This is a genomic window from Streptomyces sp. NPDC002328 (genome assembly GCF_042890065.1).
Taxonomy (GTDB): Bacteria; Actinomycetota; Actinomycetes; order Streptomycetales; family Streptomycetaceae; genus Streptomyces.
Genome location: NZ_JBIARQ010000001.1, coordinates 998,076 through 1,024,148 on the forward strand (window position 1 = coordinate 998,076; position 26,073 = coordinate 1,024,148).

Annotated in this window: 20 protein-coding genes; 14 read left to right on the forward strand and 6 right to left on the reverse strand. The window is 72.2% G+C overall.

Annotated elements, in window-relative coordinates; genetic code table 11:
• The first annotated feature begins 246 nt into the window (after positions 1–246).
• Positions 247–966: an LPXTG cell wall anchor domain-containing protein gene (locus tag ACFYX4_RS04420; RefSeq protein WP_389325578.1), complete on the forward strand. Its 720-nt coding sequence runs from the start codon at positions 247–249 to the stop codon at positions 964–966.
• A gap of 188 nt (positions 967–1,154) precedes the next feature.
• Here the strand turns inward: ACFYX4_RS04420 and ACFYX4_RS04425 are convergent, their stop codons facing one another.
• Positions 1,155–1,736, reverse strand: coding sequence for a biotin transporter BioY (locus tag ACFYX4_RS04425; protein ID WP_389325581.1), 582 nt, complete (start codon positions 1,734–1,736; stop codon positions 1,155–1,157).
• A 462-nt stretch (positions 1,737–2,198) separates the two neighbouring features.
• Between ACFYX4_RS04425 and ACFYX4_RS04430 the strand changes: the two genes are divergently transcribed.
• From ACFYX4_RS04430 to ACFYX4_RS04475, 10 genes are all read left to right on the forward strand, one after another.
• A complete protein-coding gene (locus tag ACFYX4_RS04430; RefSeq protein ID WP_389325584.1) occupies positions 2,199–3,488 on the forward strand; it encodes an ROK family protein in 1,290 nt (429 codons plus the stop codon).
• A gap of 307 nt (positions 3,489–3,795) precedes the next feature.
• On the forward strand, positions 3,796–4,863 hold the full coding sequence (locus ACFYX4_RS04435; protein WP_389325587.1) for an ABC transporter substrate-binding protein: 1,068 nt from the start codon (positions 3,796–3,798) through the stop codon (positions 4,861–4,863).
• A gap of 5 nt (positions 4,864–4,868) precedes the next feature.
• A complete protein-coding gene (locus tag ACFYX4_RS04440; protein ID WP_389325590.1) occupies positions 4,869–5,711 on the forward strand; it encodes an ABC transporter permease in 843 nt (280 codons plus the stop codon).
• Entirely contained in the window at positions 5,687–6,421 is a 735-nt protein-coding gene (locus tag ACFYX4_RS04445; protein ID WP_389325593.1) for an ABC transporter ATP-binding protein, read from the forward strand. Before ACFYX4_RS04440 ends, ACFYX4_RS04445 begins: the two co-directional genes overlap by 25 nt.
• A gap of 169 nt (positions 6,422–6,590) precedes the next feature.
• Positions 6,591–7,928 carry an LLM class flavin-dependent oxidoreductase gene (locus ACFYX4_RS04450; protein WP_389325596.1) on the forward strand — a complete coding sequence of 446 codons (1,338 nt, stop codon included), beginning with the start codon at positions 6,591–6,593 and terminating at the stop codon, positions 7,926–7,928.
• A 79-nt stretch (positions 7,929–8,007) separates the two neighbouring features.
• Positions 8,008–8,937 carry a TauD/TfdA dioxygenase family protein gene (locus tag ACFYX4_RS04455; RefSeq protein ID WP_389325598.1) on the forward strand — a complete coding sequence of 310 codons (930 nt, stop codon included), beginning with the start codon at positions 8,008–8,010 and terminating at the stop codon, positions 8,935–8,937.
• 113 nt (positions 8,938–9,050) lie between these two features.
• Positions 9,051–10,430: an amino acid permease gene (locus ACFYX4_RS04460; protein WP_389325601.1), complete on the forward strand. Its 1,380-nt coding sequence runs from the start codon at positions 9,051–9,053 to the stop codon at positions 10,428–10,430.
• A gap of 342 nt (positions 10,431–10,772) precedes the next feature.
• On the forward strand, positions 10,773–12,968 hold the full coding sequence (locus tag ACFYX4_RS04465) for an MMPL family transporter (RefSeq protein ID WP_389325604.1): 2,196 nt from the start codon (positions 10,773–10,775) through the stop codon (positions 12,966–12,968).
• Positions 12,969–12,973: 5 nt separating this feature from the next.
• Complete coding sequence (locus ACFYX4_RS04470) at positions 12,974–14,173, forward strand: sensor histidine kinase (protein WP_389325607.1); 1,200 nt, start codon at positions 12,974–12,976, stop codon at positions 14,171–14,173.
• A complete protein-coding gene (locus ACFYX4_RS04475) occupies positions 14,170–14,808 on the forward strand; it encodes a response regulator (protein ID WP_389325610.1) in 639 nt (212 codons plus the stop codon). Before ACFYX4_RS04470 ends, ACFYX4_RS04475 begins: the two co-directional genes overlap by 4 nt.
• A 29-nt stretch (positions 14,809–14,837) precedes the next feature.
• Here the strand turns inward: ACFYX4_RS04475 and ACFYX4_RS04480 are convergent, their stop codons facing one another.
• Entirely contained in the window at positions 14,838–15,614 is a 777-nt protein-coding gene (locus ACFYX4_RS04480) for an SAM-dependent methyltransferase (RefSeq protein ID WP_389325613.1), read from the reverse strand.
• 65 nt (positions 15,615–15,679) lie between these two features.
• Positions 15,680–16,339, reverse strand: a complete 660-nt coding sequence (locus ACFYX4_RS04485; RefSeq protein WP_389325616.1) for a DsbA family protein — start codon at positions 16,337–16,339, stop codon at positions 15,680–15,682.
• A 160-nt stretch (positions 16,340–16,499) separates the two neighbouring features.
• On the opposite strand from ACFYX4_RS04485, the gene pepN reads away from it, so the two are divergent.
• Complete coding sequence (pepN, locus tag ACFYX4_RS04490; protein ID WP_389325620.1) at positions 16,500–19,079, forward strand: aminopeptidase N; 2,580 nt, start codon at positions 16,500–16,502, stop codon at positions 19,077–19,079.
• A gap of 211 nt (positions 19,080–19,290) precedes the next feature.
• Positions 19,291–20,352 carry a hypothetical protein gene (locus ACFYX4_RS04495; RefSeq protein WP_389325623.1) on the forward strand — a complete coding sequence of 354 codons (1,062 nt, stop codon included), beginning with the start codon at positions 19,291–19,293 and terminating at the stop codon, positions 20,350–20,352.
• Between the two features lie 114 nt (positions 20,353–20,466).
• Here ACFYX4_RS04495 and ACFYX4_RS04500 read toward each other — a convergent pair whose 3' ends face one another.
• Positions 20,467–20,931: an NUDIX hydrolase gene (locus ACFYX4_RS04500; RefSeq protein ID WP_389325626.1), complete on the reverse strand. Its 465-nt coding sequence runs from the start codon at positions 20,929–20,931 to the stop codon at positions 20,467–20,469.
• Between the two features lie 353 nt (positions 20,932–21,284).
• On the opposite strand from ACFYX4_RS04500, the gene ACFYX4_RS04505 reads away from it, so the two are divergent.
• Positions 21,285–24,593, forward strand: coding sequence for a S8 family serine peptidase (locus ACFYX4_RS04505; protein ID WP_389325629.1), 3,309 nt, complete (start codon positions 21,285–21,287; stop codon positions 24,591–24,593).
• Between the two features lie 58 nt (positions 24,594–24,651).
• Here ACFYX4_RS04505 and ACFYX4_RS04510 read toward each other — a convergent pair whose 3' ends face one another.
• Positions 24,652–25,512: a hypothetical protein gene (locus ACFYX4_RS04510; RefSeq protein WP_389325632.1), complete on the reverse strand. Its 861-nt coding sequence runs from the start codon at positions 25,510–25,512 to the stop codon at positions 24,652–24,654.
• A 1-nt stretch (position 25,513) separates the two neighbouring features.
• Entirely contained in the window at positions 25,514–26,005 is a 492-nt protein-coding gene (locus ACFYX4_RS04515; RefSeq protein WP_389325635.1) for a sigma-70 family RNA polymerase sigma factor, read from the reverse strand.
• Between the last annotated feature and the right edge of the window lie 68 nt (positions 26,006–26,073).

The following is a 26,073-nucleotide window of genomic DNA, read 5'->3' on the forward strand; positions in this document are numbered from 1 at the left end:
GGTAACGGCCCGCCACCAGAAAACCTGGGACCCCGCCGCCCCCTGCGCCCCCGCCGCTCCCGGCACCACCTGAATTTCCTGGATTTCCTGCGTTTCCCGTAGTCCCCGGCAATTCGCTGCACCCCCTCCATTGCCCGAACCCTGGAACACAATGGTCACACTTAATGCCGTACCAGCATAGTGCGGAGAAATCTTGTGGTACCTCTTCAAGTACTGCGAATTCAGGCGCAGCCAAGGGGGACGAACATGAGTTCTCGTCGTACGACGACCATCGCCGGCTCGCTGGTCACGGCATCCTTCTCGGCCGTGATGATCCTCGCCCTCCCCGCCGTCGCGGAGGACCAGGGCCCCGGGAGCGGCAAAGGGGGAAAGGCCGTCGACGAGGCGCCCGCGGGCGTGAAGCTGAGCACGCTGCTGCCCGAGAGGATCTCGGTCGACAACGGCTCACGGAAAACGGCGATCACCGCCACGGTGAGGAACGAGGGGACCAAGAACAGCGGCAGCGTCAGGCTTCTGGTCGTCGGGTTCGACGGGCTGACCGTCAAGAACGTTCCGGGGTGCGCCGCGATCCCGGAGCAGGATCTCCCCGAGGGGTCGAACAGCGGTTTCGCCTGCCCCGTCGGCGATCTCGCGGCCGGCGCGTCGAAGTCGTACGCGGTCGACGCGACCTTCGACACGGGCCGCACCGGGAAGATCTGCCTGCCCGTGCAGACGGCGGACGGGTCGAAGACGTTCTGGCAGCAGGGCCCGGTGCCGTTCGGCACGACGAACCCGTCGCCGAACGCGCCCGCGACCCCGCTGCTGCTCGGCACCGACAACACGCCCGCGGCGCCGAGCGGCGACGAGCTGCCCAGGACCGGTCCGGCGGACGTCCTGCCGTGGGGCGCGGCCGGGGCGGCGCTGCTGGCGGCGGGCGCGGCCGGGCTGTGGTGGTCGCGGCGGCGGCCGGAGCGGCGCGAAGCCTGATCCAGAGGTCGAATGCCTGATCTGCCTGCTCCGGAGACCGGATGCCTGTTGCCGGGCAGCCGGGGCGCTCACGGCGAAGGTCGCAGAAAGCAGAAAGCAGAAAGCGGGAGAGGCCCGTTCGGGGCAGCGTGTCTGCCTCGAACGGGCCTCTCCCGGTGACGGTGCAGAGGAAGGGAACTGCCGGTCGCTCAGCGGTCGGCGAACTTCCAGGCCGTGGGCAGCAGCCCCATCGCCAGCGCCGCCTTCAGCGCGTCGCCGATCAGGAACGGGGTGAGGCCGGCCGCGATCGCGGCGGAGGCGGAGATGTCGGCGGCGTAGGCCAGGTACGGGACGCCGACGGCGTAGATGATCGCCTCGCCGACCAGCATGGCGCCCGCCATCCGCCACACGCTCCGGTCCGCGCCCCGTCGGGCCAGGGCGCCGACGACGGTGGAGGCGAGGATCATGCCGAGGACGTACCCGAAGGACACGGCGGTCGCGCCGGAGGTCCCCTCCGCGAACCACGGGACGCCCGCGACGCCGGCCACCGCGTACAGCGCGAGGGCGAGGAAGCCGCGCCCGGCGCCCAGGGTCGTCCCGACGAGCAGCGCGGCGAAGGTCTGGCCGGTCACCGGCACCGGGGAGCCGGGCACGGGGACGGCGATCTGGGCCGCGAGGCCGGTGAGCGCGGCACCGCCGAGCACGAGCGCGATGTCCCGGACACGGGAGGCCGGGAGGAGGTCGGCGAGGACCTGTCCGGGGCGGACGGTGGGTGCGGCGGCGATGCTCATGGGTGCTCCGCGGGACGGGGACGGTTCGGGACACGGCGACGCTATCCCAGCGGGAGCGGTCCGCTCACCGTCAGTGGTCGACAAACGGATGATCGGCCACTTGGTGGGCTCCGGACAAAGGATGGGGGTTACACCCGTACCGGCGTGACTCTGGTCACTGAGGTGGCGTGGTGCGGGATACGGGGCGGGGGCGACGGACGTCTGTAGGTTTCCGCCAATCGGGGCGCGGGCGTGGAACGGGCCCGTCTCGCCCGTCGGTCACCGTCTGGGCAGCCGTGGGCGGCTTTGCTAGCTTCGGGCGCATGGTCGCCCAGTCCCGGAACTTCTCGTCGCGTCGCCACGTCGACCTGCGACGCGTGGGCGCGACCGCCTGTCGCCCGCCCGTGTGAGGCGGGCGGAGCCGATCCGCGGCGCCTCCTCAGCAGCAGGCGCAGTGTCGGACCGGCCCCGAGGAAGTTCTCCATGCCCCGTACCGCGGTTTCTCCCCTGACGGCGTCCCCCGAGTTCATCGGAACCCTGACCTCCCCCGCAGGACGCCCCACCTCATCCGCAGGACGCCCCGCCTCCCCCGTCTCCCGGATCGCGGACAGCGACCGGCGGCGCACCAGCGCCAGCGTGATCCTGCGGTCCGTCCTGGAGCACGGGCCGGTCGCGCGCAGCACCATCGCGCGGCTGACGGGGCTGTCCCCGGCCTCCGTCACCGACCACTGCGCGCGGCTCTCCGGCCTGGGGCTGATCCGGGAGTCGGCCGTGCCGCGGCGCAGCAACGGCGTGGGCCGGCCGCACGTCCCCGTGGACCTCGACGATTCGCGGTTCGTGGTGGGCGGGGTGCATGTGGCGGTGCCGTACACCACGGTCGCGCTGCTGGATCTGCGCGGGCGGGTGGTGGCACGCCGGGAGCTGCCGCACGACGGCCCCGGCGCCGTCGAGCCGGGGGCGGTGCTGGCGCGGGCCGCCGAGGGGCTGGGCTCGTTGCTCGACGCGGCGCCCGGCTGCCGGGCGCTGGGCGTGGGGGTGGCCGTGGGCGGCTGGGTGGACCGGGACTCGGGGACCGTCGTGGAGCATCCGCTGCTGGGCTGGCGGGACGTGCCCGTGCGGGACGCGGTCGCCGCCCGGGTCGGGCTGCCGGTCCAGGTGGACGGGCACGCGCGGGCGCTGGTGAACGCCGAGCGGCTGTTCGGGCGGGCCCGCGGCAGCAGCAGCGTGCTGCACCTGTTCGCCGGGAACGTCGTCGACGCGGCGTTCGCCACCCATGACGAGGTGCACCACGGGCCGCGCTCGCAGGCCGGCGCGATCGCCCATCTGCCGCTCGCCGGGGGCGTCGAGCCGTGCGACTGCGGCCGGGTCGGCTGCCTCCAGGTGGAGCTGAGCGAGCGGACGCTGTGCCGGCGGGCCCGGGAGGCCGGGGTGATCGACGGGGCGAACCCGATGCGGGTGGTCGCCGCCGCGGCCGACGGCGATCCGGTCGCCGTGGGGCTGCTGGTGCAGCGGGCGCGGCTGGTGGGGCGGGCTGCGGCACTGCTCGTGGACGTGCTCAACCCGGAGAGCGTGGTCGTCACCGAGGTCGGGACGCTGTACCGGGAGGACTGCCTGGCGGCGCTGCGGGAGGAGGTCGGGCCGGAGCGGGCGGCGGCGGTCGCGCCGAGCAGCTTCCCGGACGCCGTTCTCGCGGTGGCGGGCGGCGCGGTGGCCCTCGACGTCCTCTACCGGGACCCGCTGGCCGTCTCGACCCGGCTGCGGTCGGCCGCCTGAGCCGGATCGACTTAATTCAGAAACTCCGAATGTTGACAGGCCTCGCACCAGGACAGGAATATCTTTCCATGAGCTGTCGCACCCTCTGTTGCTGACGCCCCCCGGCGCGCCGGGAGCGCGCCCTTCTTCCTGCCTTTCCCGGCGGGAACACATCTGACGTATCTGACGCATCTGCTGAATTCCCTTTCCCGGGCCCGTCCGGTCTGTTCCGCCGCGCCCCGCCTGTGGAATTCCACCTGCCTTCTCACCGTTTTCCTGCTCCTTCGGTCCTTCGGTCCTTCCGCTGCTTTCCTCTGGGGGTTCTCCCATGCCCGTCTCCCGTGCGCCCGGTCTCGACCGGCGTCTCTTCCTCACCTCTCTGCTCGGCGCCACCGCCGCTGCCGCCGGACTGAGCGGATGCGCCGAGAGCAGCGCGGCCACCGGGTCCGAGGGGGCCTCCACCGCTCCGCTCTCCGACACGGTGCCCGCCGGCACCAGCCTGAAGATCGCCTCGTACCAGAACACCCAGCAGCTCCAGTTCAAGCTGGCGAGACTGCCCGAACTGCCGTTCAAGGTGTCGAGTTGGCTGAACATCGGGGCCGGGCCCGACGTCATCAACGCCTTCCGCTCGAAATCCCTCGACCTCGCCAACAACGCGGGGATCCCGCCGATCCAGGCGTACTACCAGGGATTCGACGCGAAGATCGTCGCGATCAACGTCACGCGCAAGCCGAACTACCTCTTCGCCACCAAGCCCGGCAGCGACATCGAGAGCGTCGGAGACTTCAGGGGCCGCAAGCTCGCGTTCTCGCAAGGGCAGGCGCAGGGCGTCGTGCTGCTGCGGGCGCTGAAGAAGGCGGGCCTGAAGTACGACGACGTGGACCTCGTCCCGCTGACGAGCAACCAGTTCCTCACCGCCCTCCAGTCGGGCCAGGTGGACATCGCGCCGCTCGGCAACAGCCAGGCCCCGGCGTATCTGAAGCAGTACGGCTCCAAGGGCGCCCGCACCATCACCACCGACGTCGTCGACCTGCTGAACCTGCTGTGGGCGCCGGTCTCCGTGCTGAACGACCCCGCCAAGGCCGCCGCGATCGCCGCGTACATCCCGCAGTGGGCCAAGGGCCTGGTCTGGCAGTACGAGAACCCCGACGTCTGGAACCAGGAGTTCTACGTCAAGACGCAGAACCTGACCCTCCCCCAGGCCCAGTCGATCACCGCGCTCGCCAACAAGCCGCTGTTCTCGCCGAGTTGGGACGAGGCCATCAAGTGGGAGCAGGAGACCGCGGATCTGCTCGCGGAGGGCGGCTTCGTGAAGAAGTTCGACGTCGCCGAGCTGTTCGACCACCGCTTCGAGCACATCGCCGCCGAGTCCGTGCCGGCCGAGTACCGGAAGTGACCGCCATGACCACGACCACCCTGAAGCCGGCCGCCCCCGCCGCCGTCGCCGACGAGCGGCCCCGTGAACGCCGCCGCGGCCTGGCCCCCGGCAAACGCCTGCCCGCCGCCCGGCTCACCGGCCCCGTGCTGCTGCTCGCGCTGTGGGCCGCCGCCTCCGCCGCCGGACGGCTCGACCCCGGCGCGATCCCCGCGCCCTGGACGGTGGTGGAGACCGGCGCCCAGCTGTGGACCGACGGGACGCTGACCACCGACATCCTCACCTCGCTGCAACGGGCCGCCTCCGGCTTCGCCATCGGACTGACCGCCGGCGTGGTGCTCGCGCTGGCCTCCGGGCTGACCCGCACCGGGGAGGCGCTGATCGACGGGACGGTCAACCTCAACCGGGCGATCCCGACCCTCGGTCTGATCCCGCTGTTCATCCTCTGGCTGGGCATCGGCGAGACCTTCAAGATCGCGATCATCGCCATCGTCGTCTACATCCCGATCTACCTGAACACGCATTCCGCGCTGTCCGGGATCGACCACCGGTTCGTCGAACTCGCCGAGGTGCAGGGGTTGTCCAAGCTCCAGTTCATCCGGCAGATCGTGATCCCCGGCGCGCTGCCCGGCTTCTTCGTCGGGCTGCGGCTCGGCGTCACCGGATCCTGGCTCGGACTGGTGGTCCTGGAGCAGATCAACGCCACCAGCGGCCTCGGCTACATGATGTTCCAGGCCACCAACTACGGCCAGTCGGACGTGATCCTCGTCGGCCTGGTCGTCTACGGGATCTTCGGTCTGATCTCCGACAGCACGGTCCGCCTGATCGAACGGAGGGTGCTGTCGTGGCGCCGCACACTGAGCAACTGACCCGCCCCGCCGTCCAGTTGCGCGGACTGACCCGCTCCTTCGAGGGGCGCACCGTCCTCGACGGCATCGATCTGGACATCCCCGCCGGACAGTTCGTGGCCCTGCTCGGACACAGCGGCTCCGGCAAGAGCACCCTGCTGCGGGCGGTCGCCGGACTCGACCACGAGGTCGTCGGCAGCGGCCGGCTCAGCGCGCCCGAGCGGGTGTCGGTCGTCTTCCAGGACTCCCGGCTGCTGCCCTGGCGGCGGGTGCTGCCCAACGTGCTGCTCGGGCTCGACGGCAAGGACGCCGAGGCCAAGGGGCGCGCCGCCCTCGCCGAGGTCGGTCTCGCGGGGCGCGAACGGGCCTGGCCCAGCGAGCTGTCCGGCGGCGAGGCCCAGCGCGCCGCGCTCGCCCGCTCGCTGGTACGCGAGCCCGAACTGCTCCTCGCCGACGAGCCGTTCGGCGCGCTCGACGCGCTCACCCGGATCAGGATGCACTCCCTGCTGCGCGAGCTGTGGGAGCACCACCGGCCCTCCGTCCTGCTCGTCACCCACGACGTGGACGAGGCGATCGTGCTCGCCGACCGGGTCCTCGTCCTGGAGCACGGCCGGGTCGGCGTCGACCTGACCATCGACCGTCCGCATCCGCGGTCCTACCGGGATCCGCTGCTCGGGGAGTACCGCGAGCGGTTGCTGGCGGCGCTGGGTGTCACCGAGGACGTCGGGTGACGGTCTCCCGCGGTGACCGTCCTCTGGGGGCTGCCGCCCCCAGGCCCCGCTTCGGCCCTGAACGGGCCTCGTCCTCAAACTCCCCCCAGAGGGAGCGCCCCCAGACGGGCTGCACAGTCCGGCCATCACTCCGAAAGTCCTCCCCTCCTGCTCAGAGCAAGGGACACCCATGACCCGGCAGCTCCACCTCAACGCCTTCCTGATGAACACCGGCCACCACGAGGCGTCCTGGCGGCTCCCCGAGAGCGACCCGTACGCCCATGTCGAGCTGAACCACTACGTCCGGCTCGCCAGAGCCGCCGAACGCGGCTCCTTCGACTCCCTCTTCCTCGCCGACGGACCGCAGTTGTGGGGCAACATCGCCCAGCGTCCGGCCGGCGCCCTGGAACCGCTCACCCTGCTCACCGCGCTGGCCACGGCGACCGAGCACATCGGCCTCATCGCCACCGCGTCCACCTCCTACAACTCGCCCTACAACCTGGCCCGCAAGTTCGCCTCGCTGGACATCATCAGCGGGGGCCGGGCGGGCTGGAACATCGTCACCACCGCGGGCGCCGAGGCCGCCCGCAACTTCGGGCTGGACGCCGAGCCCGCCCACGCCGAGCGGTACGCCCGCGCCGCCGAGTTCCTCGACGTGGCGCTGAAGCTCTGGGACAGCTGGGAGGACGACGCGATCGTCGCCGACAAGGCGGCCGGCGTGTGGGGCGACGACGCGAAGATCCACCCGCCCCGGCACAAGGGCCGGTACTTCAGCGTCGAGGGCGCCCTCAACGTGCCCCGCGCGCCCCAGGGTTACCCGCTGCTGGTGCAGGCCGGATCCTCCGAGGACGGCAAGGCGTTCGCCGCCCGGTACGCGGAGGCCGTGTTCACCGCCCAGCAGACCATCGAGGACGCGCAGGACTTCTACGCCGACCTCAAGTCCCGTACGGCGGCGGCCGGCCGGGACCCCGAGCACATCAAGGTGCTGCCCGGGATCGTGCCGGTGATCGGCTCGACGGAGGCCGAGGCGCTGGCGAACGAGCGGGTGCTGGAGGACCACATCGTCCACGAGCACGGCGTCCAGCGGCTGGAGCAGCTGCTCCAACTGGAGCCTGGCACCTTGGAGTTGGACGCGCAGCTGCCCGACGGGCTGCCCACGGAGGACGCCGTCGAGGGCGCCAAGAGCCGCTACACGCTCGTCGTCGAACTCGCCCGGCGCGAACGGCTCACCGTGCGGCAGCTGATCGCACGGCTCGGCGGCGGGCGCGGGCACCTCACCTTCGCCGGGACGCCCGAGCAGATCGCCGACAAGATCGAGACCTGGTTCACGCAGGGCGCCGCCGACGGCTTCAACATCATGCCCGCGGTCCTGCCCTCCGGCCTGGACGCCTTCGTCGACCACGTCGTCCCGATCCTGCGCGCCCGGGGCCTGCTCCGCACGGAGTACGGCCCCCGCCGGACCCTGCGCGAGCGCTACGGCCTCCCGCGCCCCGCCAACCAGTACGCCCGCACCCCCGCCCTGGTCTGACCCGCCCACCCGCCTCCGCCCCGCAGTCGCCCTCGTCCGCCCCGCACCGCCCGCCCTCGTCCCGAAAGGACACCCCTCCATGTCCCTCGACATCCGCAAGGTCACCGCGAACATCGGCGCCCAGGTCTCCGGCGTCGACATCGGCAAGCCCCTCGACGAGGACACGGTCGCCGACCTGCGCGAGGCCCTCAACGTCCACAAGGCGCTCGTCTTCGACGACGTCGACCTCGACGACGATGGCCAGCAGGCCTTCGCCCGCCACTTCGGCGACCTCACCACCGCCCACCCGACGGTGGGCGCCGTCGACGGCGCCCCGAACGTGCTGCCCGTCGACAGCGAGCAGGGCAGCGCCAACCACTGGCACACCGACGTCACCTTCGTCCTCAACCCGCCGCAGGCCAGCACCCTGCGCAGCATCACGCTCCCGCCGTACGGCGGCGAGACCCTGATCGCCAGCTCGGCCGCCGCCTACCGGCAGCTGCCCGAACCGCTGCGGCGGCTCGCGGACGGCCTGTGGGCGGAGCACACCAACGACTACGACTACGCGGTCCCCGACGAGGACATCGACGCCGAGCGGGCCGAGCAGCGCGCCCGGTTCACGTCGATCAAGTACCGCACCGCCCACCCGGTGGTCCGCGTCCACCCGCTGACCGGGGAGCGCGGACTGTTCATCGGCGGGTTCGCGCAGCGGATCGTCGGCCTGTCGGTGGGCGAGTCCCGCAGGATCCTGGACCTGCTCCAGTCGTACGTGACCCGGCCGGAGAACGTCCTGCGGCACCGCTGGTCGCCGAACCAGCTCGTGCTCTTCGACAACCGCATCACCCAGCACTACGCCATCGACAACTACGACCGGCAGCCGCGCCGGTTGCACCGGGTCACCGTCGCCGGTGACGTCCCGATCGGCGTCGACGGCAAGGAGAGCCGGTCGGTGGAGGGTGACGCGGCGCACTACACGCCCGTGGCCGCTCCGGCGGAGAGCCCGCGGGCGGCGGCGACCGTAGCGGCGTAGACACGGTCGGTTCCGGAGATGTCCGGATAGTGGTCGGCCCCTCCGTCGTGGCGGAGGGGCCGACCAGACTGGGCGCGTTTTTTGCCCTCTCACGCATTGGACGAGCCGCGCCCATGCCCAGCACCACCGTCGGGACTCCCCCGGAGTCGGACGCCCCCCTGTCCCACGGCCTCAAACAGCGCCACCTGTCGATGATCGCCCTCGGCGGGGTCATCGGCGCGGGCCTGTTCGTCGGCTCCGGCGCGGGCATCGCCGCCGCCGGCCCCTCGATCGTCCTCGCCTACGCCCTCTCCGGCCTCCTCGTGATGCTGGTGATGCGGATGCTGGGCGAGATGTCGGCCGCCCACCCGTCGTCGGGCTCCTTCTCCGCGCACGCCGAGCGGGCCATCGGGCCATGGGCGGGCTTCACCGCCGGCTGGTCGTTCTGGGTGCTGCTGTGCACGGCCGTCGGCCTGGAGGGAATCGGCGCCGCGAAGATCGTCACCGGCTGGCTGCCGGGCACGCCCGAGTGGGCGTGGGTGGCGCTGTTCATGCTGGTGTTCTGCGGGGCGAACCTGGCCGCCGTGAAGAACTTCGGCGAGTTCGAGTTCTGGTTCGCGGCCCTCAAGGTCGGCGCGATCACCCTGTTCCTGGCGCTGGGCGTGCTGGCGATCGCCGGGGTCCTCCCCGGCACGGACTCCCCGGGCGCCGCCCATCTGACCGACCTCTTCCCGAACGGCGGCGAGGGCCTGGTCGTCGGCCTCCTCGCCTCGGTCTTCGCCTACGGCGGCCTGGAGACCGTCACCATCGCCGCCGCCGAGTCGGAGGACCCGGTGCGCGGGGTGGCGAGCGCGGTCCGCACCGCGATGTGGCGCATCGCACTGTTCTACGTCGGCTCGATGGCGGTCGTCGTCACCCTCGTCCCGTGGGACTCCGAGGAGGTCGTGGCGAAGGGCCCGTACGTCGCCGCCCTCGACCAGCTGGGCATCCCGGGCGCCGGGCAGCTGATGAACGTCGTCGTCCTGGCCGCGCTGCTGTCGGCGATGAACGCCAACGTCTACGGCGCCTCGCGGATCGCCTACTCGCTGGTGGCGCGCGGCCAGGGCCCGAAGGCGCTGGGCCGGGTCTCGGGCGGGGTGCCGCGCGTCGCCGTCCTCGCCTCCTGCGCCTTCGGCTTCCTCTGCGTGCTGCTCAGCTACTGGCGGCCCGACGACGTCTTCCCCTGGCTGCTGAACATGATCGGCGCGGTGATCCTGGTCGTCTGGATCTTCGTCGCCGTCTCGCAGCTGCGGCTGCGGGCCCGGCTGGAGCGGGAGGCGCCGGAGCGGCTCGCCGTGCGGATGTGGGCGTTCCCGGTGCTGACCTGGGTCGCGCTGGCGGGCATGGCGGCGATCCTGGTCCTGATGGCCCGGGAGCCCGGCACGCGCGTGCAGCTGTACTCGACGGGCGCGATGACGGCCGTCCTGGCGGCCGCCGGCTACGCCTGGCAGCGCAGGCGCGCGACGTCGCCGTAAGGATCCAGCAGCCGATCCCCGAACCCGCTGCCGCCCCCGCGAGGCCCCCGTGTGACACGCACGGGGGCCTCCCTGTCTGTCCGCGGCAGGCTCTTTGTTGCTAGCGTGTAGTTGCAAGCTGCTCGCAATAAGCGGGCATGATGCGTCCTGCCTCGTGATCGTCTTCTCACCCTTCACGACGGCAGGCGGACAGAAGGAGACCCCCGCGAGGACGTGACTCGCGGGGGTTTTCCCGTGCCCGCGGTGGGGTTTTCCCGTGCCCGCGGGTAGGCCGATCGGTTGACGGCAGGTTCCACCGGGCGCCTCTGTCGGGCGACCGCCCCCGCCCGACAGCCTTTCAGCATGAACTCACTCACTGTGCGCGTGGCGCGCTCCAGTGCCCGGCACCCCTGGCGGGCGATCGCCGGCTGGCTCGTGTTCGTGGCGTTGTGCCTGGCCGTCGGGAGCGCCCTCGGGACGAACGCGGCGCGGACCGCGGACTACCGGGTCGGCGAGGCCGGCCGGGCCGAGGCCATGGCGGCCGAGGGCGGGCTGGAACGCAGAGCCACCGAACAGGTGCTGATCTCGGCCCGTTCGGGCGCCCTCGACGCCACCGCCGCCCAGGCCGCCGCGCGGAACCTAGCCGCCCGTATGGAGCGGCTGCCCGAGGTCGCCTCCGTCGCCGCGCCCGTCCGGTCCGCGGACGGCGGGACGCTCCTGGTCGAGGTGGCGCTGAAGGGCGAGGAGCGGGACGCGAAGGACAAGGTGGACGCGCTGGCCGCGCAGACCGCGGCCGTGCAGAAGGCGTACCCCCGGCTGTCGCTGGAGGAGACCGGGAGTCCTTCCATCAGCAAGGGAGTCGACCAACAGCGCGCGGACGATCTGGCGCTGTCGGAGAAGATCACGCTGCCGGTCATCCTGCTCACGTTGCTGGCCGTCTTCGGCTCGCTGACCATGGCCGCGGTGCCGCTGCTGCTCGCGCTGTCGTCGATCGCGGCGGCCGTCGGCCTGTCGATGGCCGCCTCGCACCTCTCCCCCGACGCCGGCGTCGGCACCAACGTCATCCTGATGATCGGTCTGGCGGTCGGCGTCGACTACACGCTGTTCTATCTGAAGCGGGAGCGCGAGGAGAGGGCACGCGGCGGGGGCCTGCTGAGCCCGGAGGCGCTGGTGGAGCTGGCGGCGGCCACCTCCGGCCGGGCCGTGGTGGTCTCGGGGCTCGCGGTCGTCGCCTCCACCGCCACGCTCTACCTGGCCTCGGACGTCATCTTCTCCTCGCTCGCCACCGGCACCGCGCTGGTCGTGCTGGTCGCGGTGGCCAGCTCCTTGACGGCGCTGCCCGCGCTGCTGACCGTGCTGGGCAGACGGGCCGAGCGCCGGGCGCGACGCCGGGCCGAACGCGGCAGGCCCGCCCGGCGCGACCGCGGCACGGCCGACGGCCGCCTGTGGACGGCGCTGCTGCGCCCCGCCGCCCGGCATCCGCTCGCCACCCTGTGCGTCTCCGTCCTCGCCCTGCTCGGGCTCGTCCTGCCGCTGGCCGGCCTGCACCTCACCGAGATGAGCCGGGACACCCATTCCCGCGAGATCCCCGCGATGCGGGTGTACGACCGGCTCAACGAGACGTTCCCCGAGCGGCGCGTCACCCACCAGGTCGTCGTCCGCGCCGACGCCTCCCGCGCCCCCGCGGTCGCCGGCGCTCTGCGCGAGCTCGCCGACCGCGCCGCCGCCGACCCCCTGTTCACCGGCACGCCCCGGCTGCGCGCCTCCGCCGACCGGCGGATCAGCACCGTCGAACTGAACGTGCCCCACCTGGGGAACTCGGACGAGGCGTACGCATCGCTCGACCACCTGCGCGACACCCACCTGCCCGCCACCGTCGGCCGGGTCGAGGGCGCCGAGTACGGCGTGAGCGGCGACGTCGCCCGCTACACCGACTATCCCGCCCACCAGAACGCCAAACTGCCCCTGGTGTTAGGGGCGTTGCTGCTGGTGACGTTCCTGATGACGCTGTACGCGTTCCGCTCGGTCGTCCTCGCCCTCATCGGCGTCGCCCTGAACCTGCTGTCCGCCGCTGCCTCCCTCGGGCTGCTGGTGCTCGTCTTCCAGGAGACGTGGGCGCAGGGGCTGCTGGACTTCACCTCGACCGGCTCGATCGGCTCGCGGGTCCCGCTGTTCCTGTTCGTGATCCTGTTCGGACTCTCCATGGACTATCAGGTGTTCGTGGTGAGCCGGATCCAGGAGGCCGTGCGCGCCGGGACCCCCACCCGACAGGCGGTGCTCGACGGGATCCGCCGCTCGGCGAGCGTGGTGACCAGTGCCGCGTTCGTGATGACGACGGTGTTCGTCAGCTTCGTCTTCCTGCACATCATCGAGATGAAGCAGATCGGCTTCGTGCTCGCGGCGGCCGTCCTGCTGGACGCCTTCGTCGTACGGATCCTGGTGCTGCCGTCGGCGATGCTGCTGCTCGGCGAGCGGAGCTGGTGGCCCTCGCGGCCCACGCCGGCGTCGGCGCCGGTGGCACAACTCCCCCACGAGCGACCGGCGGTCGACGTACGTTGATCGGTATGACCGCTCTCACCGGGCCCTCCGCCGACGTCCTGTGGGCCACGGCGCTGCGCCGCTGGAACGCCGTGTGCTGGCTGCTGTTCGCCGCGATGGCCGTCGGGATCGCCACGATGGCCCGCTCCCGCGGGAGCATGTTCGCGGCGCTGGGCCTGCTGGGCTGCGTGGTGCTGTGCTACGCGCTCCTCGACCGCTTCCCGGACAACCCCGTGGTGCGGCCCCACGGCTATCTCACCGTGCTGGCGGTCGCGTTGGGCGGGCTGGCCCATCTGCGCACCAGCTACGCGGCGCTGTTCATGGTGACGCTGCCGCACTACTGGATGTTCGGGCGGACCCCGAGGATCTCCATGGGGTTCCTCGGACTGGCCACCGCCTCGACGCTGCTGGGAAGTTGGCTCCAGCAGGGCTGGACGGCGGAGTTCCTCGGCGAGACGACCGTGTCGACCCTGATCGTCGTGGCGGTGGGGGTGCTGATCGGGCTGTGGGCGCACTCGGTGGTGGCGCAGAGCAGCGAACGCGCCCGACTGATCGAGGAGTTGGAGCAGGCTCAGGCCGAGTTGTCGGCGGCGCACCAGCGGCAGGGCGCGGCGGACGAACGGGAGCGGCTGGCGCGCGAGATCCACGACACGCTCGCGCAGGGGTTCGCGTCGATCGTCGTGCTGGCGGAGGCGGCCCGGGCGGGGCTCGCGGCCGATCCGGCGCGCAGCGCCCAGCAGTTGCGGTCGATCGAGTCGACGGCCCGGGAGAACCTCACGGAGGCACGGGACCTGGTCGCCTCGGGCGGGCGGCCGGGACAGGCGGCTACGGGCTCCGTGGCGGCCACGCTGCGCCGGGTCCTGGACCGTTTCACCGAGGACACCGGGCTCGCCGTGGACGCCGATCTGGCGGACCTCGACTGCGACCAGCCGACCCGGATCGCCCTGCTGCGCTGCACCCAGGAGTCGCTGGCCAACGTGCGCAAGCACGCCCGTGCCTCGACGGTCGGCGTGGTCCTGGCCCGGCGGCCGTACGGGGTGGAGCTGGAGATCACCGACGACGGCGCCGGGTTCGCGGTGGAGGAGTCCAGCGGGTTCGGACTCGACGGGATGCGCAAGCGGCTGGCGGAGCTGGGCGGGCGGCTGACGATCACCAGCTCGGTCGGGGACGGGACGAGGATCCTGGCGACGGTTCCCCCGGCCGGGGGTCTGGAGGGGGCGGCATGAGCGCGGCGGGAGTGCGGGTCGTCGTGGTGGACGACCACACGGTGATGCGGGCCGGGGTGATCGCCCTGCTGGCCGGCGAGGACGGTGTCGAGATCGTCGGCGAGGCGGGCGACGGGCGCGCGGCCCTGGACCTGGTGGCGCGGTACGACCCCGATGTGGCGCTGGTCGACCTGCGGATGCCGGTGCTCGACGGGGTGGCGACGACCGCCGAGATCGTCGCCCGCCATTCACGCACCCGGGTGCTGATCCTGACGACGTACGACACGGACGCGGACATCGAGCGCGGGGTGGAGGCCGGGGCCATCGGCTATCTGCTGAAGGACGCCACGCGCGAGCAGTTGGCGGACGCGATCCGCGCGGCGGCCCGGGGGGAGACGGTGCTCGCGCCGCGGGTGGCGGAGAAGCTGGTCGCCCGGATGCGGCGGCCGGTCCAGGAGCCGCTGACGGCGCGGGAGACGGACGTGCTCGGCGCGGTGGCCGACGGGCTCACCAACGCCGAGATCGGCCGGCGGCTGGTCATCACGGAGGCCACGGTGAAGACGCATCTGCTGCGGCTGTTCGCCAAGCTGGACGTCAACGACCGGACCCGGGCGGTGGTGGTGGCCATGGAGCGGGGGCTGCTGCGGCGGCCGTAGCCGCCCGCGGCCCGCCCCCGCGGAGGCGGTCAGGGCTTGCGGCCCAGGCCGCCGTGCTGGCCGATCGGGTGGGGGGTCGTGCCCGGGTCCGGGCGCCACAGGGGGACGGAGACCACGCCGGGTTCGATCAGGTCGAGGCCCTCGAAGTAGGCCTCGATCTGGTCGACGGGGCGCAGGAAGTAGGGGACGGCGCCGGTCTCGTTGTAGGCGTCCTGGGCCTGTTCGTAGACGGGGTCGGTGCCTCGGGAGCCGTCGTTCACGCAGAGGTGGCTGCCGGAGGGCAGGCCGGCGAGCAGGTCGTGGACGAGGGCGACGGCGCGGTCGTGGTCGGCGACGTGGCCGAGGATGCCGCTGAGGATCAGGGCGACGGGCCGGTCGAGGTCGAGGGTCCGGCCGGCCGCCTCCAGGATGCCGGCGGGGTCGTAGAGGCTGAGGTCCTCGTACGCGGTCGCGCCCTCGGGCGAGGAGGTGAGCAGGGCGCGGGCGTGGGCCAGGACCAGCGGGTCGTTGTCGACGTACACGATCCGCGCGTCGGGGGCGTGTCGCTGGGCGACCTCGTGGGTGTTGTCCACGGTGGGCAGGCCGGTGCCGACGTCGAGGAACTGGCGGACGCCCGCCTCCAGGACGAGGTGGCGGATGCTGCGGCCGAGGAAGGCGCGGCTGCTGCGGGCGATGGTGACGATGCCGGGGAAGACGGCGGTGTAGGCGTCGCCCGCCGCCTCGTCCACCGGGTAGTTGTCCTTGCCGCCCAGCCAGTAGTTCCAGATCCGGGCCGAGTGCGGTACCGAGGTGTCGATCTCCGTCATGGGGACATGGTGCCCCCGCGAGAGCCGCTCGCGGGGGCACTTCACGCAGACCTCTGGGGCAAGCTTTACAGGTTGCTGAAGTCCGGGCCCTTGGTGCGGGTGCGCTTGAGCTCGTAGAAGCCGGGGACGGAGGCGACCGCGAGGGTGCCGTCCCACAGGCGGGCGGCCTCCTCGCCCTGGGGCGCGGGGGTGACGACCGGGCCGAAGAACGCGATCTGCTCGCCGTCGGGGCCGGGCACCGCGATGACCGGGGTGCCGACGTCCTGGCCGACCTTCTCGATGCCCTCCTTGTGGGAGGCGCGCAGCTCGGCGTCGAACTCGAAGTCCTCCTGGTCGGCGTAGTCGATGAGGTCGGCGGGCAGTCCGGCGTCGGCGAGCGCGCCGGCGATCGCCTCCAGGGTCGGGCCCTCGCCCTTGTTGTGGAAACGCTCGCCGAGCGCGGTGTAGAGCGGGCCGAGGACGTCCGCGCCGTGCTTCTGCCAGGCGGCGGTCACCACGCGGACCGGCTTCCACGCCTTGGTGGCGAGCATCTCCCGGTATTCCTCGGGCAGTTCGTCGATCTTGTCCTCGTTGAGTACGGCGAGGCTCATCACATGCCAGCGGACCTCGATGTCACGGACCTTCTCCACTTCGAGCACCCAGCGGGAGGTCATCCAGGCCCAGGGGCACAGCGGATCGAACCAGAAGTCGACGGGGGTCTTGCCGGCGGTGGCGCTCTCGGACATGTCTCTCCTCGGCAGGAAGCGTTTCCGGGGAGAACGCTTCCGTCCGGGCAGGTCATTCCCCAGCGGCCCCCGCTGTTTCCCCGCTGTCCGGCGTCAGGGGCGCATGGCAGGATCGATCCTGTCCTGAACGCTGTGTCAACGCCCCGAGGGAGTACCGCCCGTGCCCGGTGAGAACCTGTCCCGCGACGAGGCCCGGGAGCGGGCCGCCCTGCTGTCCGTCGACGGGTACGACGTGTCCCTCGACGTGCGGTCGGCGGTGGGCGACCAGTCCGGGGACGGGCCGCGCACGTTCCGCTCCGTCACCACGCTCCGCTTCCGCTGCAACGAGCCGGGCGCGTCGAGCTTCGCCGATCTCGTCGCCCCGAGCGTGACCGCCGTCACCCTCAACGGGCGCGATCTCGACCCCGGGGAGGTCTTCGACGGCGCCCGCATCCTGCTGGAGGACCTGGCCGCGGAGAACGAGCTGGTCGTCGACGCCCGGTGCGCGTACTCCCGCACCGGCGAGGGCCTGCACCGCTTCGTCGACCCCGAGGACGGCGAGGTCTACCTGTACACGCAGTACGAGCCGGCCGACTCCCGCCGGGTCTTCGCCAACTTCGAGCAGCCCGACCTCAAGGCCCCGTTCCGCTTCGAGGTGCGGGCCCCGGAGGAGTGGGCAGTGTGGAGCAACGGCGTCGGCGAGCGCGCCGACGGGGTGTGGCGGTTCGCGGAGACGAAGCCGATCTCGACGTACATCACCTGTGTGGTGGCGGGCCCGTACCACTATGTGACGGACTCCTACGAGCGGACGTTCGAGGACGGCACGCGGCTGGAGATCCCGCTCGGCGCGCTGTGCCGCAAGGGCCTCGCGCCCCACTTCGACGCCGACGACGTCTTCCTCGTCACCAAGCAGGGCCTGGACTTCTTCCACGACCACGTCGACTACCCCTACCCCTTCGGCAAGTACGACCAGGCGTTCGTGCCCGAGTACAACCTCGGCGCGATGGAGAACCCGGGGCTGGTGACCTTCCGCGAGGAGTACATCTTCCGGGGCAAGGTGACACGCGCGTCGTACGAGGCGCGGGCCAACGTGATCCTGCACGAGATGGCGCACATGTGGTTCGGCGACCTGGTCACCATGGAGTGGTGGGACGACCTGTGGCTGAAGGAGTCCTTCGCCGACTTCATGGGCTCCTTCTCGATGGTCGGCGCGACCCGCTTCACCGACGGCTGGATCACCTTCGCCAACCGCCGCAAAGCATGGGCCTACCGCGCCGACCAGCTGCCCTCCACCCATCCGATCACCGCCGACATCCGCGACCTCCAGGACGCCAAGCTCAACTTCGACGGCATCACCTACGCCAAGGGCGCGTCCGTCCTGAAGCAGCTGGTGGCGTACGTCGGGCAGGACGCGTTCCTGGAGGGCGCCCGCCGCTACTTCAAGCGGCACGCGTACGGCAACACGCGCCTCGGCGACCTGCTGTCGGTGCTCGCGGAGACCAGCGGCCGGGACATGGGCGCCTGGGCGCGGTCCTGGCTCCAGACGGCCGGGGTGAACTCGCTGACCCCGCAGGTCCTGCTGGACGCCTCGGGGCGGATCGACGAGCTGGCGGTGCTCCAGGAGGCCCCCGAGTCGCACCCGGAGCTGCGCCCGCACCGGGTGGCGATCGGTCTGTACCGCCTGCGGGACGGCCGTCTGGAGCGGTACGCCCGCGCGGAGGCCGACGTCGACGGGCCGCGGACGCTGGTGGCGGAGCTGGCGGGCGCGGAGGCGCCGGAGCTGGTGCTGGTCAACGACGAGGACCTGACGTACTGCAAGATCCGCTTCGACGACGCCTCGCTGGAGACCCTGCGGGCTCACCTCGGGGACGTCACCGACCCGCTGGCCCGCGCCCTGTGCTGGTCGGCGCTGTGGAACCTGACCCGGGACGCGCTGCTGCCGGCGCGGGAGTTCGTGGACCTGGTGCTGCGGTTCGCCGGCCGCGAGACCGACATCGGCGTGCTCCAGATGCTGCACGCCTGGGCCGGCTCCGCCCTCGTGCACTACGTGGACCCCGCCTGGCGGCCGGTCGGCGAGCGGCTGCTCGCCGAGGGCGCGCTCGCGCGGCTGCGGTCCGCCGAGCCGGGCAGCGAGCACCAGCTGGCGTGGGCGCGGTTCCTGGCGTCGGTGGCCTCCTCTGCGGACGACTTCGAACTGCTGCGCGGTCTGCTGGACGGCACCGCGAAGATCGACGGGCTGGACGTGGACCAGGAGCTGCGCTGGGCGTTCCTGGAGCCGCTGGCCGCGCACGGCGTCGTGGACGAGGGCGTGATCGCCGCCGAGCTGGCCCGCGACGACACGGCGTCGGGCAAGCGCCACCAGGTCCGCTGCCTGGCCGCCCGCCCCTCGGCGGCGGTCAAGGCGCAGGCGTGGGCGCAGCTCGTCGAGTCGGACGCGCTGTCCAACGCGCTGGTGGAGGCGACGATCGCGGGCTTCGCGCAGCCCTCGCAGCGGGAGCTGCTCGCGCCGTACGCGCCGAAGTACTTCGAGGTGATCGGGCGGATCTGGGAGCAGCGGTCCATCCAGATCGCGATGCACGTGGTCAGGGACCTCTTCCCGGGCCTCCAGGACTCCCCCGGCACGCTGGAGGCGACGGACGCGTGGCTGGCGGCGCACGCGTCGGCGCCGCCGGCGCTGCGCCGGCTGGTGCTGGAGTCGCGGGACGACCTGGCACGGGCGCTGCGCGGCCAGGCGTGCGACGCGGCGGCGGGTATCGGCTGACCCGAGCTTTGGCCTGAGATCCGGCGGTGAGTGACCGTTACGGAATTCAGGCAATGTGAACCGTAACCCCTGGCTTCCACCTTTCGGACCAGGGGTTTTCGGTGCCTACTCGGCATCCGAACACCCGTCCTTTAGTGCGAACTTGTCCGGATTTGTCGACGGGCGTGTAACAGCGGTTAAGGGGCGGATCGGGCGTGGGAATCCCCGAAGCATGAACCACAACACCCCGCTCCCCCCGGCCTCCCCCCGCCCCCTGCGCCACCTGTCGGACGTCCAGCGCCGGGTGATGACCACCGCCCAGCTCCGCTCGCACGGCGTCTCCTCCGCCGAGACGACCGAGCAGTGCCGCTCCGGCGGGCCCTGGCAGCAGATCCTCCCGGGGGTGTTCCTGCTCCACCCCGGCCCGCCGACCAGCGAGGAGCGGCTGCACTCGGTGCTGCTGTACGCGGCCCGCGAGATGTCGACCGCCGGGGTGCCGGTCCAGCCGGGCGCCGGGGAGCCGCACCGCCCGGTGTACGCGGAGGCGATGATCACGGGTCTGGCGGCGCTGACCCTGCACGGATTCACCTCCGCTCCCCCGCTGCCCTCCCTGGAGCGGATCGACGTCCTGGTCCCGCGACGGCACCGGCTGCGCTCGACGGGCTGCGCCCACGTCATCCGCACCGCGGACCTGCCCGTCGCCGAGGAGGCCACGGGGCTTCCGGTGGCGCCGGTGCCGCGCGCGCTGGCGGACGCGGTGGCGGGGCTGACGGACGCGGGGGCGGTCCGGCGGCTGCTGTCCGACGCGGTGCGCGGGGGCCACTGCGAACCGGCGGCGGTGGTCCGGGAGTTGAGCCACGCCAAGCTGCTGAGCCGGCCGCATGTGGTGGACGCGGTGGACTCGCTGCTGGCCGAGGGACGGTCGATCGCGGAGGACCGCCTGTACGCGATGGTGCGCGACTTCGGCCTGCCGGACCCGGTGTGGAACGTGGACCTGCGGCTGCCCGGCGGCCCGCACCTGGGCGGTCTGGACGCGTACTGGCCGGAGCAGGCGGTGGCGGTGGAGCTGGACACCCGCGCGACCCGGCAGGGCCACCGGCAGGAAGACGACGCGATGTGGTCGGAGTACGCGCGCAAGCGGGAGCACCTGGAGCGGCTGGGCATCACCGTCGTGTACGTCACGCCGAGGAAGCTGCGGGAGGGGATGGAGCAGCAGGCCGCGGTGGTGCGCACGGCCCTGATGGCGTCGGGGGACCGCGATCCGGCCGCGTACGTCGTGGTGCTGCCCCGTTAGGGAGGGACGGGAGCGCGCGCCAGGAGGGGAGAGGAGGGGCCGCCGGGCCAGTGGACCGGCGGCCCCTCCCCATGTGCGGGCTCAGACCTCCGGCGGCCCTCCCCATGTGCGGGCTCAGACCTCCGGCGTCACCGGCACCCGTCCGGTCACCGGCCGTTCCCGCCACAGCCGCAGCGCCACGTCGACCAGCCCCACCCGGGTGAGGGCGGGCACGTCGGCGAGGTCGTGCCAGGCGGCCGTGTCGGTGGAGCCGCCGATCTCGTCGCGCAGCTCCCCGCCGACGACCCGGCCCTCGTAGACGATCCGCACGCTGTGGAGGTCGACGGGGCCGCGCAGACCCTCGCCGGGGAGGACGTTCCGGGCGGAGTCGACGCCCAGGATGTGCGTCACCTCGATGTCGTAGCCGGTCTCCTCCTCCAGCTCGCGCACGACGGTGTCGTGCGGATCCTCGCCGTGCTCCGCGCCGCCGCCGGGCAGCACCCACTCGTGGGTGCCACCGGCCGCCGGGGAGCGGGCGAGGAGGAGCCGGCCGTCACGGACGCAGACGGCGTAGGCCGCCACCCTCAACTTCTTGCGCATCGAAGGACGTTAACCCGCCACGGCCGGATGAGCAGGTGGGTTTCCGCAGACGGTGCGAGCGCGGGCCGCCACGAACAGCGGCCGGGCGGGCAGGACTTGGGGCAGGGACTTGGGGCAGGACTTGGGGCAGGTAAAGGCGTCGAGGGGCGGTTTGCGCGCCTTCGGCGGCCATGTCCCTGATGCCCATCGGGGGTTTTCCCCATACGTCCATATCGATTCGGTCAACTCTCCCCAAACATCTATCCCTTGCGTAAAGCTGCGTGGTCGTCCGGGATCGCATTCCGGACGTACGCGATCGGGGCGGGAACGGCCCTGGTCGCGTGCTGATCGTTCCTTACTGACAAGGGATGCCGATGACCCTCACCCCCCAGCGCGAACCCATACCGGGCGCAAGACGCGCGGCCCGCATAGCCGTGGCCGCGGGTCTGGTGGCCGCGCTGTCCGCCGCCGGGCCGATACCCATGGCCTTCTCCGCCGACCAGCCGGCGGCCGCGGCCGACCCCGGCGTGAAGTCGGCCGCCGACAAGCTCGGCTCCGACGACGCCGACGCCCTCGCCGAGGCCAAGGCCGCCGGCGACAAGAACGTCACGCTGATGGTCGCGACCGCTCCCGGCAGCACCGAGCAGGTCGCCCAGAAGCTGGACGCGGTCGACGGCGGTTCCGTGGGCCGCGCCTACGACCGGCTCGGCTACGTCCGCGCCACCGTGCCGACGGCGAAGGCGGACTCCGCGATCGCCGCCGCCGCGAAGCTGTCCTCGGTGCACGCGATCGACCTCAAGCAGGAGATCGTCCTCGACGACCCGACGCCGAGCGCCGACACCAAGAAGGGCGCGGGCGTCGCCAAGACCCCGAAGCCCTACCCGGCGCCGAGCAGCAAGACGCCCGCCGAGAACCCGTACAACCCGTCCTTCGAGACGGGCGCCGTCGACTTCGTCGAGGACAACCCGAAGGCGGACGGCCGCGGCGTCACCATCGGCGTCCTGGACTCCGGCGTGGACATCGCGCACCCGTCGCTCCAGAAGACCACCACCGGCGAGCGCAAGATCGTCGACTGGGTCACCGCGACCGACCCGATCGCCGACAACGACCTCAGCTGGCGCCCCATGGTGAACTCCTTCACCGGCCCCAGCTTCGCCTACGGCGGCCGCACCTGGACCGCGCCGGCCGGCACGTACTCCATCAACCTGTTCCGCGAGTCGGCCACCGCCGGCGGCGACCAGCTGGGCGACGTCAACCGCGACGGCGACAAGACCGACGCCTGGGGCGTGCTGTACAACGCCGCCGCCGGCACGGTCACCGTCGACCTGAACAACAACGGGAACTTCACCGACGACACCGCCATGAAGCCGTACAAGGACGGCTTCCAGATCGGCTACTTCGGTACCGACGACCCGGCGACCGACGTCGCCGAGCGGATCCCGTTCGTCGTGGAGATCCGCAAGGACGTCCCGATGGACCCGTTCGGCGGGGACTGGGTCGGCAAGAAGGCCGACTTCGTCAACATCGGCATGATCTCCAGCGAGCACGGCACCCACGTCGCCGGCATCACCGCCGCCAACAGCCTGTTCGGCGGCAAGATGAACGGCGCCGCCCCCGGCGCGAAGATCGTCTCCTCCCGGGCCTGCGTCTTCGGCCCCGGCTGCACCAACGTCGCGCTCACCGAGGGCATGATCGACCTCGTCGTCAACCGCGGCGTCGACATCGTCAACATGTCGATCGGCGGCCTGCCGGCGCTGAACGACGGCAACAACGCGCGCGCCGAGCTCTACACGCGCCTCATCGACACCTACGGCGTCCAGCTCGTGATCTCCGCGGGCAACGAGGGCCCCGGCGCCAACACCATCGGCGACCCCGCCCTGGCCGACAAGGTCATCTCGGTCGGCGCGGGCATCTCCCGCGACACCTGGGCCGCCAACTACGGCTCGCAGGTGGAGAAGAAGTACGCGCTGCTGCCGTTCTCCTCGCGCGGCCCGCGTGAGGACGGCGGCTTCACGCCGACCCTCGTCGCCCCCGGCGCCGCCATCAACACCATCCAGACCTGGCTGCCGGGCGCCCCGGTCGCCGAGTCGGGCTACACCCTGCCGGCCGGCTACGCGATGCTCCAGGGCACCTCGATGTCGTCCCCGCAGGCCGCGGGCGCCTCGGCGCTGCTGCTGAGCGCCGCGAAGCAGAAGGGCATCGAGCTGACGCCGGCCGTCCTGCGCACGGCGCTCACCTCGACCGCCCACCCCATCAAGGACGTGCAGGCCTACGAGCAGGGCGCGGGCGCCATGGACATCGTGGCCGCCTGGGACGCCATCGAGGACGGCGCCACCGCCCACGAGTACACGGTCAAGGCCCCGGTCGACACCGCGATCGACTTCGCGCTGAAGACCCCGGGCTTCGGCACCGGCATCTACGACCGCGAGGGCGGCCTCAAGACCGGTCAGAAGAAGGTCTACGACGTCACCATCACCCGGACGACCGGCGCCGACCAGCCGATCCGCCACGACCTCGACCTGAAGAACAACTTCGACCACACCTTCAAGATCCTCGGCAAGGACGAGGTGACGCTGCCGCTGAACAAGCCGGTGACCGTCCAGATCCAGGCCAGGGCGAAGGCCGTCGGCATCAAGAGCGCGATCCTCACGGTCGACGACCCGAAGACCGAGGGCGTCGACAAGCAGATCCTCAACACGGTCGTCGCGTCCACGCCGGTGGCGCACACCTTCACCGCGAAGAGCAGCGTGCAGCGCAACAGCTCGCAGCACTACTTCCTGACCGTCCCCGAGGGCGCCACCTCCCTCGAGGTCGCCATCGGCGGGCTGAAGGACAAGAGCCAGACCCGGTTCATCTCGATCCACCCGTACGGTGTCGCCGTCGAGGACAGCGCCACCATCTACTGCTACAACAACTACCTCAACGGCAACGGCTGCAAGCCGGACGCCCGCTCCTACGCCGACCCGCAGCCGGGCGTCTGGGAGATCGAGGTCGAGTCGCGCCGCACCTCGCCGCTGCTCGACAACCCCTACCAGCTGGACGTCACCGTCTTCGGCGCCGCGTTCGACCCGGCGACCGTGACCGTGCCCGAGGCGAAGGTCGGCACCCCGGCCCCCGTCTCCTGGAAGGTGACGAACAACTTCGCCGCGTTCGACGGCAAGCTGGCGGGCGGCCCGCTGGGCTCCTCCAAGGCGGCCCGGCCGACCATCGCCAACCACGAGAACCACACCACCACGGTCGTGGTCCCGGCCGGCGCGAAGTCCCTGGACGTCTCCATCGGCAACGCCTCCGACGCCTCCGCCGACCTCGACCTGACGGTGTACGACGCCGCCGGCAACCAGGTCGCGCAGCAGGCCGACGGTGACTCGGAGGAGGCGGTCTCCATCCCGTCGCCCGCCGCCGGCACGTACACCATCGAGGTCGCGGGCTACTCGGTCCCGGCCGGCACCACCGCGTACGACTACCTGGACGTGTTCTTCTCGTCCGCGCTCGGTACGGTGAACGTCGACGAGTCGACCCCGGTGAAGCTGGCCACGGGCGCCACGGCGTCGGTCTCCGCGACCGTCACCGCCCTGGCCCCCGCGCCGGAGGGCCGGGCGTTCTTCGGCCAGGTCCAGCTGGTGAACGCGCGCGGCACCGTCGCGGGCACGGGCAGCGTGGCGATCGAGAAGGTCGTCCCGTAACCGTCACCGCATGAACCGCACGAGGGGGCGGGCGTCCGTGAGGGCGCCCGCCCCTTCGTCATTCGCAGCCCACCCCGTCGGTGCGGGGCAACGCCCGCTCGATCGCCGCCCGTTCGGCGGCGATGTCGGCCGCGCCGACCGCCCACACGTCGGGCGACGCCGACCCCTGCGCCTGGCCGACCAGGACGTGGTCGCCCTCGGCGACCAGCGGGTCCACGTCCTCCCCCAGCAGCACGTCGACCTCGGCCGCCGCCAGCTGCCCCGGCCGGTAGGAGTGGGTGATCCGCAGGGTGACGCGCTCCTGACCGGTGCCGGGCACCGGGACGACCCGCGTCACGTCACCCTCGACGACGAGACGGGCGCAGGCGAGGTAGCCGGGGTCGCCGAGCGGGCTGTCGCCCGCCGCCGCCGAGGCCTCCGCCCTCTCCTCGGCCCCGGCGCCCTCGGAGCCCTGGGACGCGCTGCTGTCGGCGGCGCTGGTGTCGGAGCCCTTGGCCGAGCCCATGCCGCCCAGCCCCTCGCCCACCTGGACGACCAGCCACCCGGCCCCGGCGACCATCGCCCCGGCGGCGGCGACGGCGACGGCGCGCACGGCGAGGGGGAGGAAACGGCGTCGAGGGGCCCCCGACCGCCGCCGTACCGGGGCGAACCCCTCGGCGGCTTCCCGCACGGGCGCGGATCCGGCGCGGGGCTCGGGCGCGGGTTCCGTCAGGGCGTCCGCGATGACGCCCAGCTGCTCGCGCAGCACCGCCAGATCGGCCGTGGCCGCCCGGTGTCCGGCCATGTAGGCGGGGTCGGCGCGGAACTCCCCGGACAGGGGGGCGTCCAGGATCGCGGCCATCAGGGGATCCATGCCGTCGTGGCGGTCGTCGCCGTCGTCGCCGTAGTAGGGCTTGTCGGTCTCGTGTCCGGCGGTCACGTCACACCACCTCGTCCTCGTGCAGGCGGGCGCGCAGGGCCCGGACCGCCGTGTGCAGGCGGCTCTTGACCGTGCCCTCCGGGACGCCCAGCTCCTGGGCGATGGAGCGCACCGGCAGATCGGCGTAGAAACGCAGGACGAGGACCTGACGCTGGGCGTCGGGCAGCTCGTCCAGACCGCGGGCGACGGCCAGGGAGAGCACGCTGGAGTCCTCCCCGGAGGGGTGCTCGTGCTGGCGCAGGGAGGCCAGCCGCTCGCCGACGCGTTCCTGGCGGCGCTTGGCGCGGTGCCAGTCCATGGCCAGGTTGGAGGCGACGACGGCCGCCCACGCGGAGACGTCCCGCGGCGCCTCGTACCCCTTCGCCGCGCGCTCAAGGAGCCGCAGCCGGACCTGCTGCACCCCGTCCGGCAGGTCCGCCTGCGGAACCCCGCCCAGCGCGAGCACCGCCCGCACCCGGCGTTCCTGCGCCGCGTCCAGGGGGTCGTCGTCCATGGACGCCCCCTGGCCGCGCCGAGCCTTTCTGCGCAGCACAAGCCACCCCCTCCACCACGTTTCCCCTA

What these genes read in the sequence shown, in the direction of transcription:
- ACFYX4_RS04420 (WP_389325578.1), top strand. Translation starts at nt 247, where the DNA reads ATGAGTTCTCGTCGTACGACGACCATCGCCGGCTCGCTGGTCACGGCA.
- ACFYX4_RS04425 (WP_389325581.1), bottom strand. Translation starts at nt 1,736, where the DNA reads ATGAGCATCGCCGCCGCACCCACCGTCCGCCCCGGACAGGTCCTCGCC.
- ACFYX4_RS04430 (WP_389325584.1), top strand. Translation starts at nt 2,199, where the DNA reads ATGCCCCGTACCGCGGTTTCTCCCCTGACGGCGTCCCCCGAGTTCATC.
- ACFYX4_RS04435 (WP_389325587.1), top strand. Translation starts at nt 3,796, where the DNA reads ATGCCCGTCTCCCGTGCGCCCGGTCTCGACCGGCGTCTCTTCCTCACC.
- ACFYX4_RS04440 (WP_389325590.1), top strand. Translation starts at nt 4,869, where the DNA reads ATGACCACGACCACCCTGAAGCCGGCCGCCCCCGCCGCCGTCGCCGAC.
- ACFYX4_RS04450 (WP_389325596.1), top strand. Translation starts at nt 6,591, where the DNA reads ATGACCCGGCAGCTCCACCTCAACGCCTTCCTGATGAACACCGGCCAC.
- ACFYX4_RS04455 (WP_389325598.1), top strand. Translation starts at nt 8,008, where the DNA reads ATGTCCCTCGACATCCGCAAGGTCACCGCGAACATCGGCGCCCAGGTC.
- ACFYX4_RS04460 (WP_389325601.1), top strand. Translation starts at nt 9,051, where the DNA reads ATGCCCAGCACCACCGTCGGGACTCCCCCGGAGTCGGACGCCCCCCTG.
- ACFYX4_RS04465 (WP_389325604.1), top strand. Translation starts at nt 10,773, where the DNA reads ATGAACTCACTCACTGTGCGCGTGGCGCGCTCCAGTGCCCGGCACCCC.
- ACFYX4_RS04470 (WP_389325607.1), top strand. Translation starts at nt 12,974, where the DNA reads ATGACCGCTCTCACCGGGCCCTCCGCCGACGTCCTGTGGGCCACGGCG.
- ACFYX4_RS04475 (WP_389325610.1), top strand. Translation starts at nt 14,170, where the DNA reads ATGAGCGCGGCGGGAGTGCGGGTCGTCGTGGTGGACGACCACACGGTG.
- ACFYX4_RS04480 (WP_389325613.1), bottom strand. Translation starts at nt 15,614, where the DNA reads ATGACGGAGATCGACACCTCGGTACCGCACTCGGCCCGGATCTGGAAC.
- ACFYX4_RS04485 (WP_389325616.1), bottom strand. Translation starts at nt 16,339, where the DNA reads ATGTCCGAGAGCGCCACCGCCGGCAAGACCCCCGTCGACTTCTGGTTC.
- ACFYX4_RS04495 (WP_389325623.1), top strand. Translation starts at nt 19,291, where the DNA reads ATGAACCACAACACCCCGCTCCCCCCGGCCTCCCCCCGCCCCCTGCGC.
- ACFYX4_RS04500 (WP_389325626.1), bottom strand. Translation starts at nt 20,931, where the DNA reads ATGCGCAAGAAGTTGAGGGTGGCGGCCTACGCCGTCTGCGTCCGTGAC.
- ACFYX4_RS04505 (WP_389325629.1), top strand. Translation starts at nt 21,285, where the DNA reads ATGACCCTCACCCCCCAGCGCGAACCCATACCGGGCGCAAGACGCGCG.
- ACFYX4_RS04515 (WP_389325635.1), bottom strand. Translation starts at nt 26,005, where the DNA reads ATGGACGACGACCCCCTGGACGCGGCGCAGGAACGCCGGGTGCGGGCG.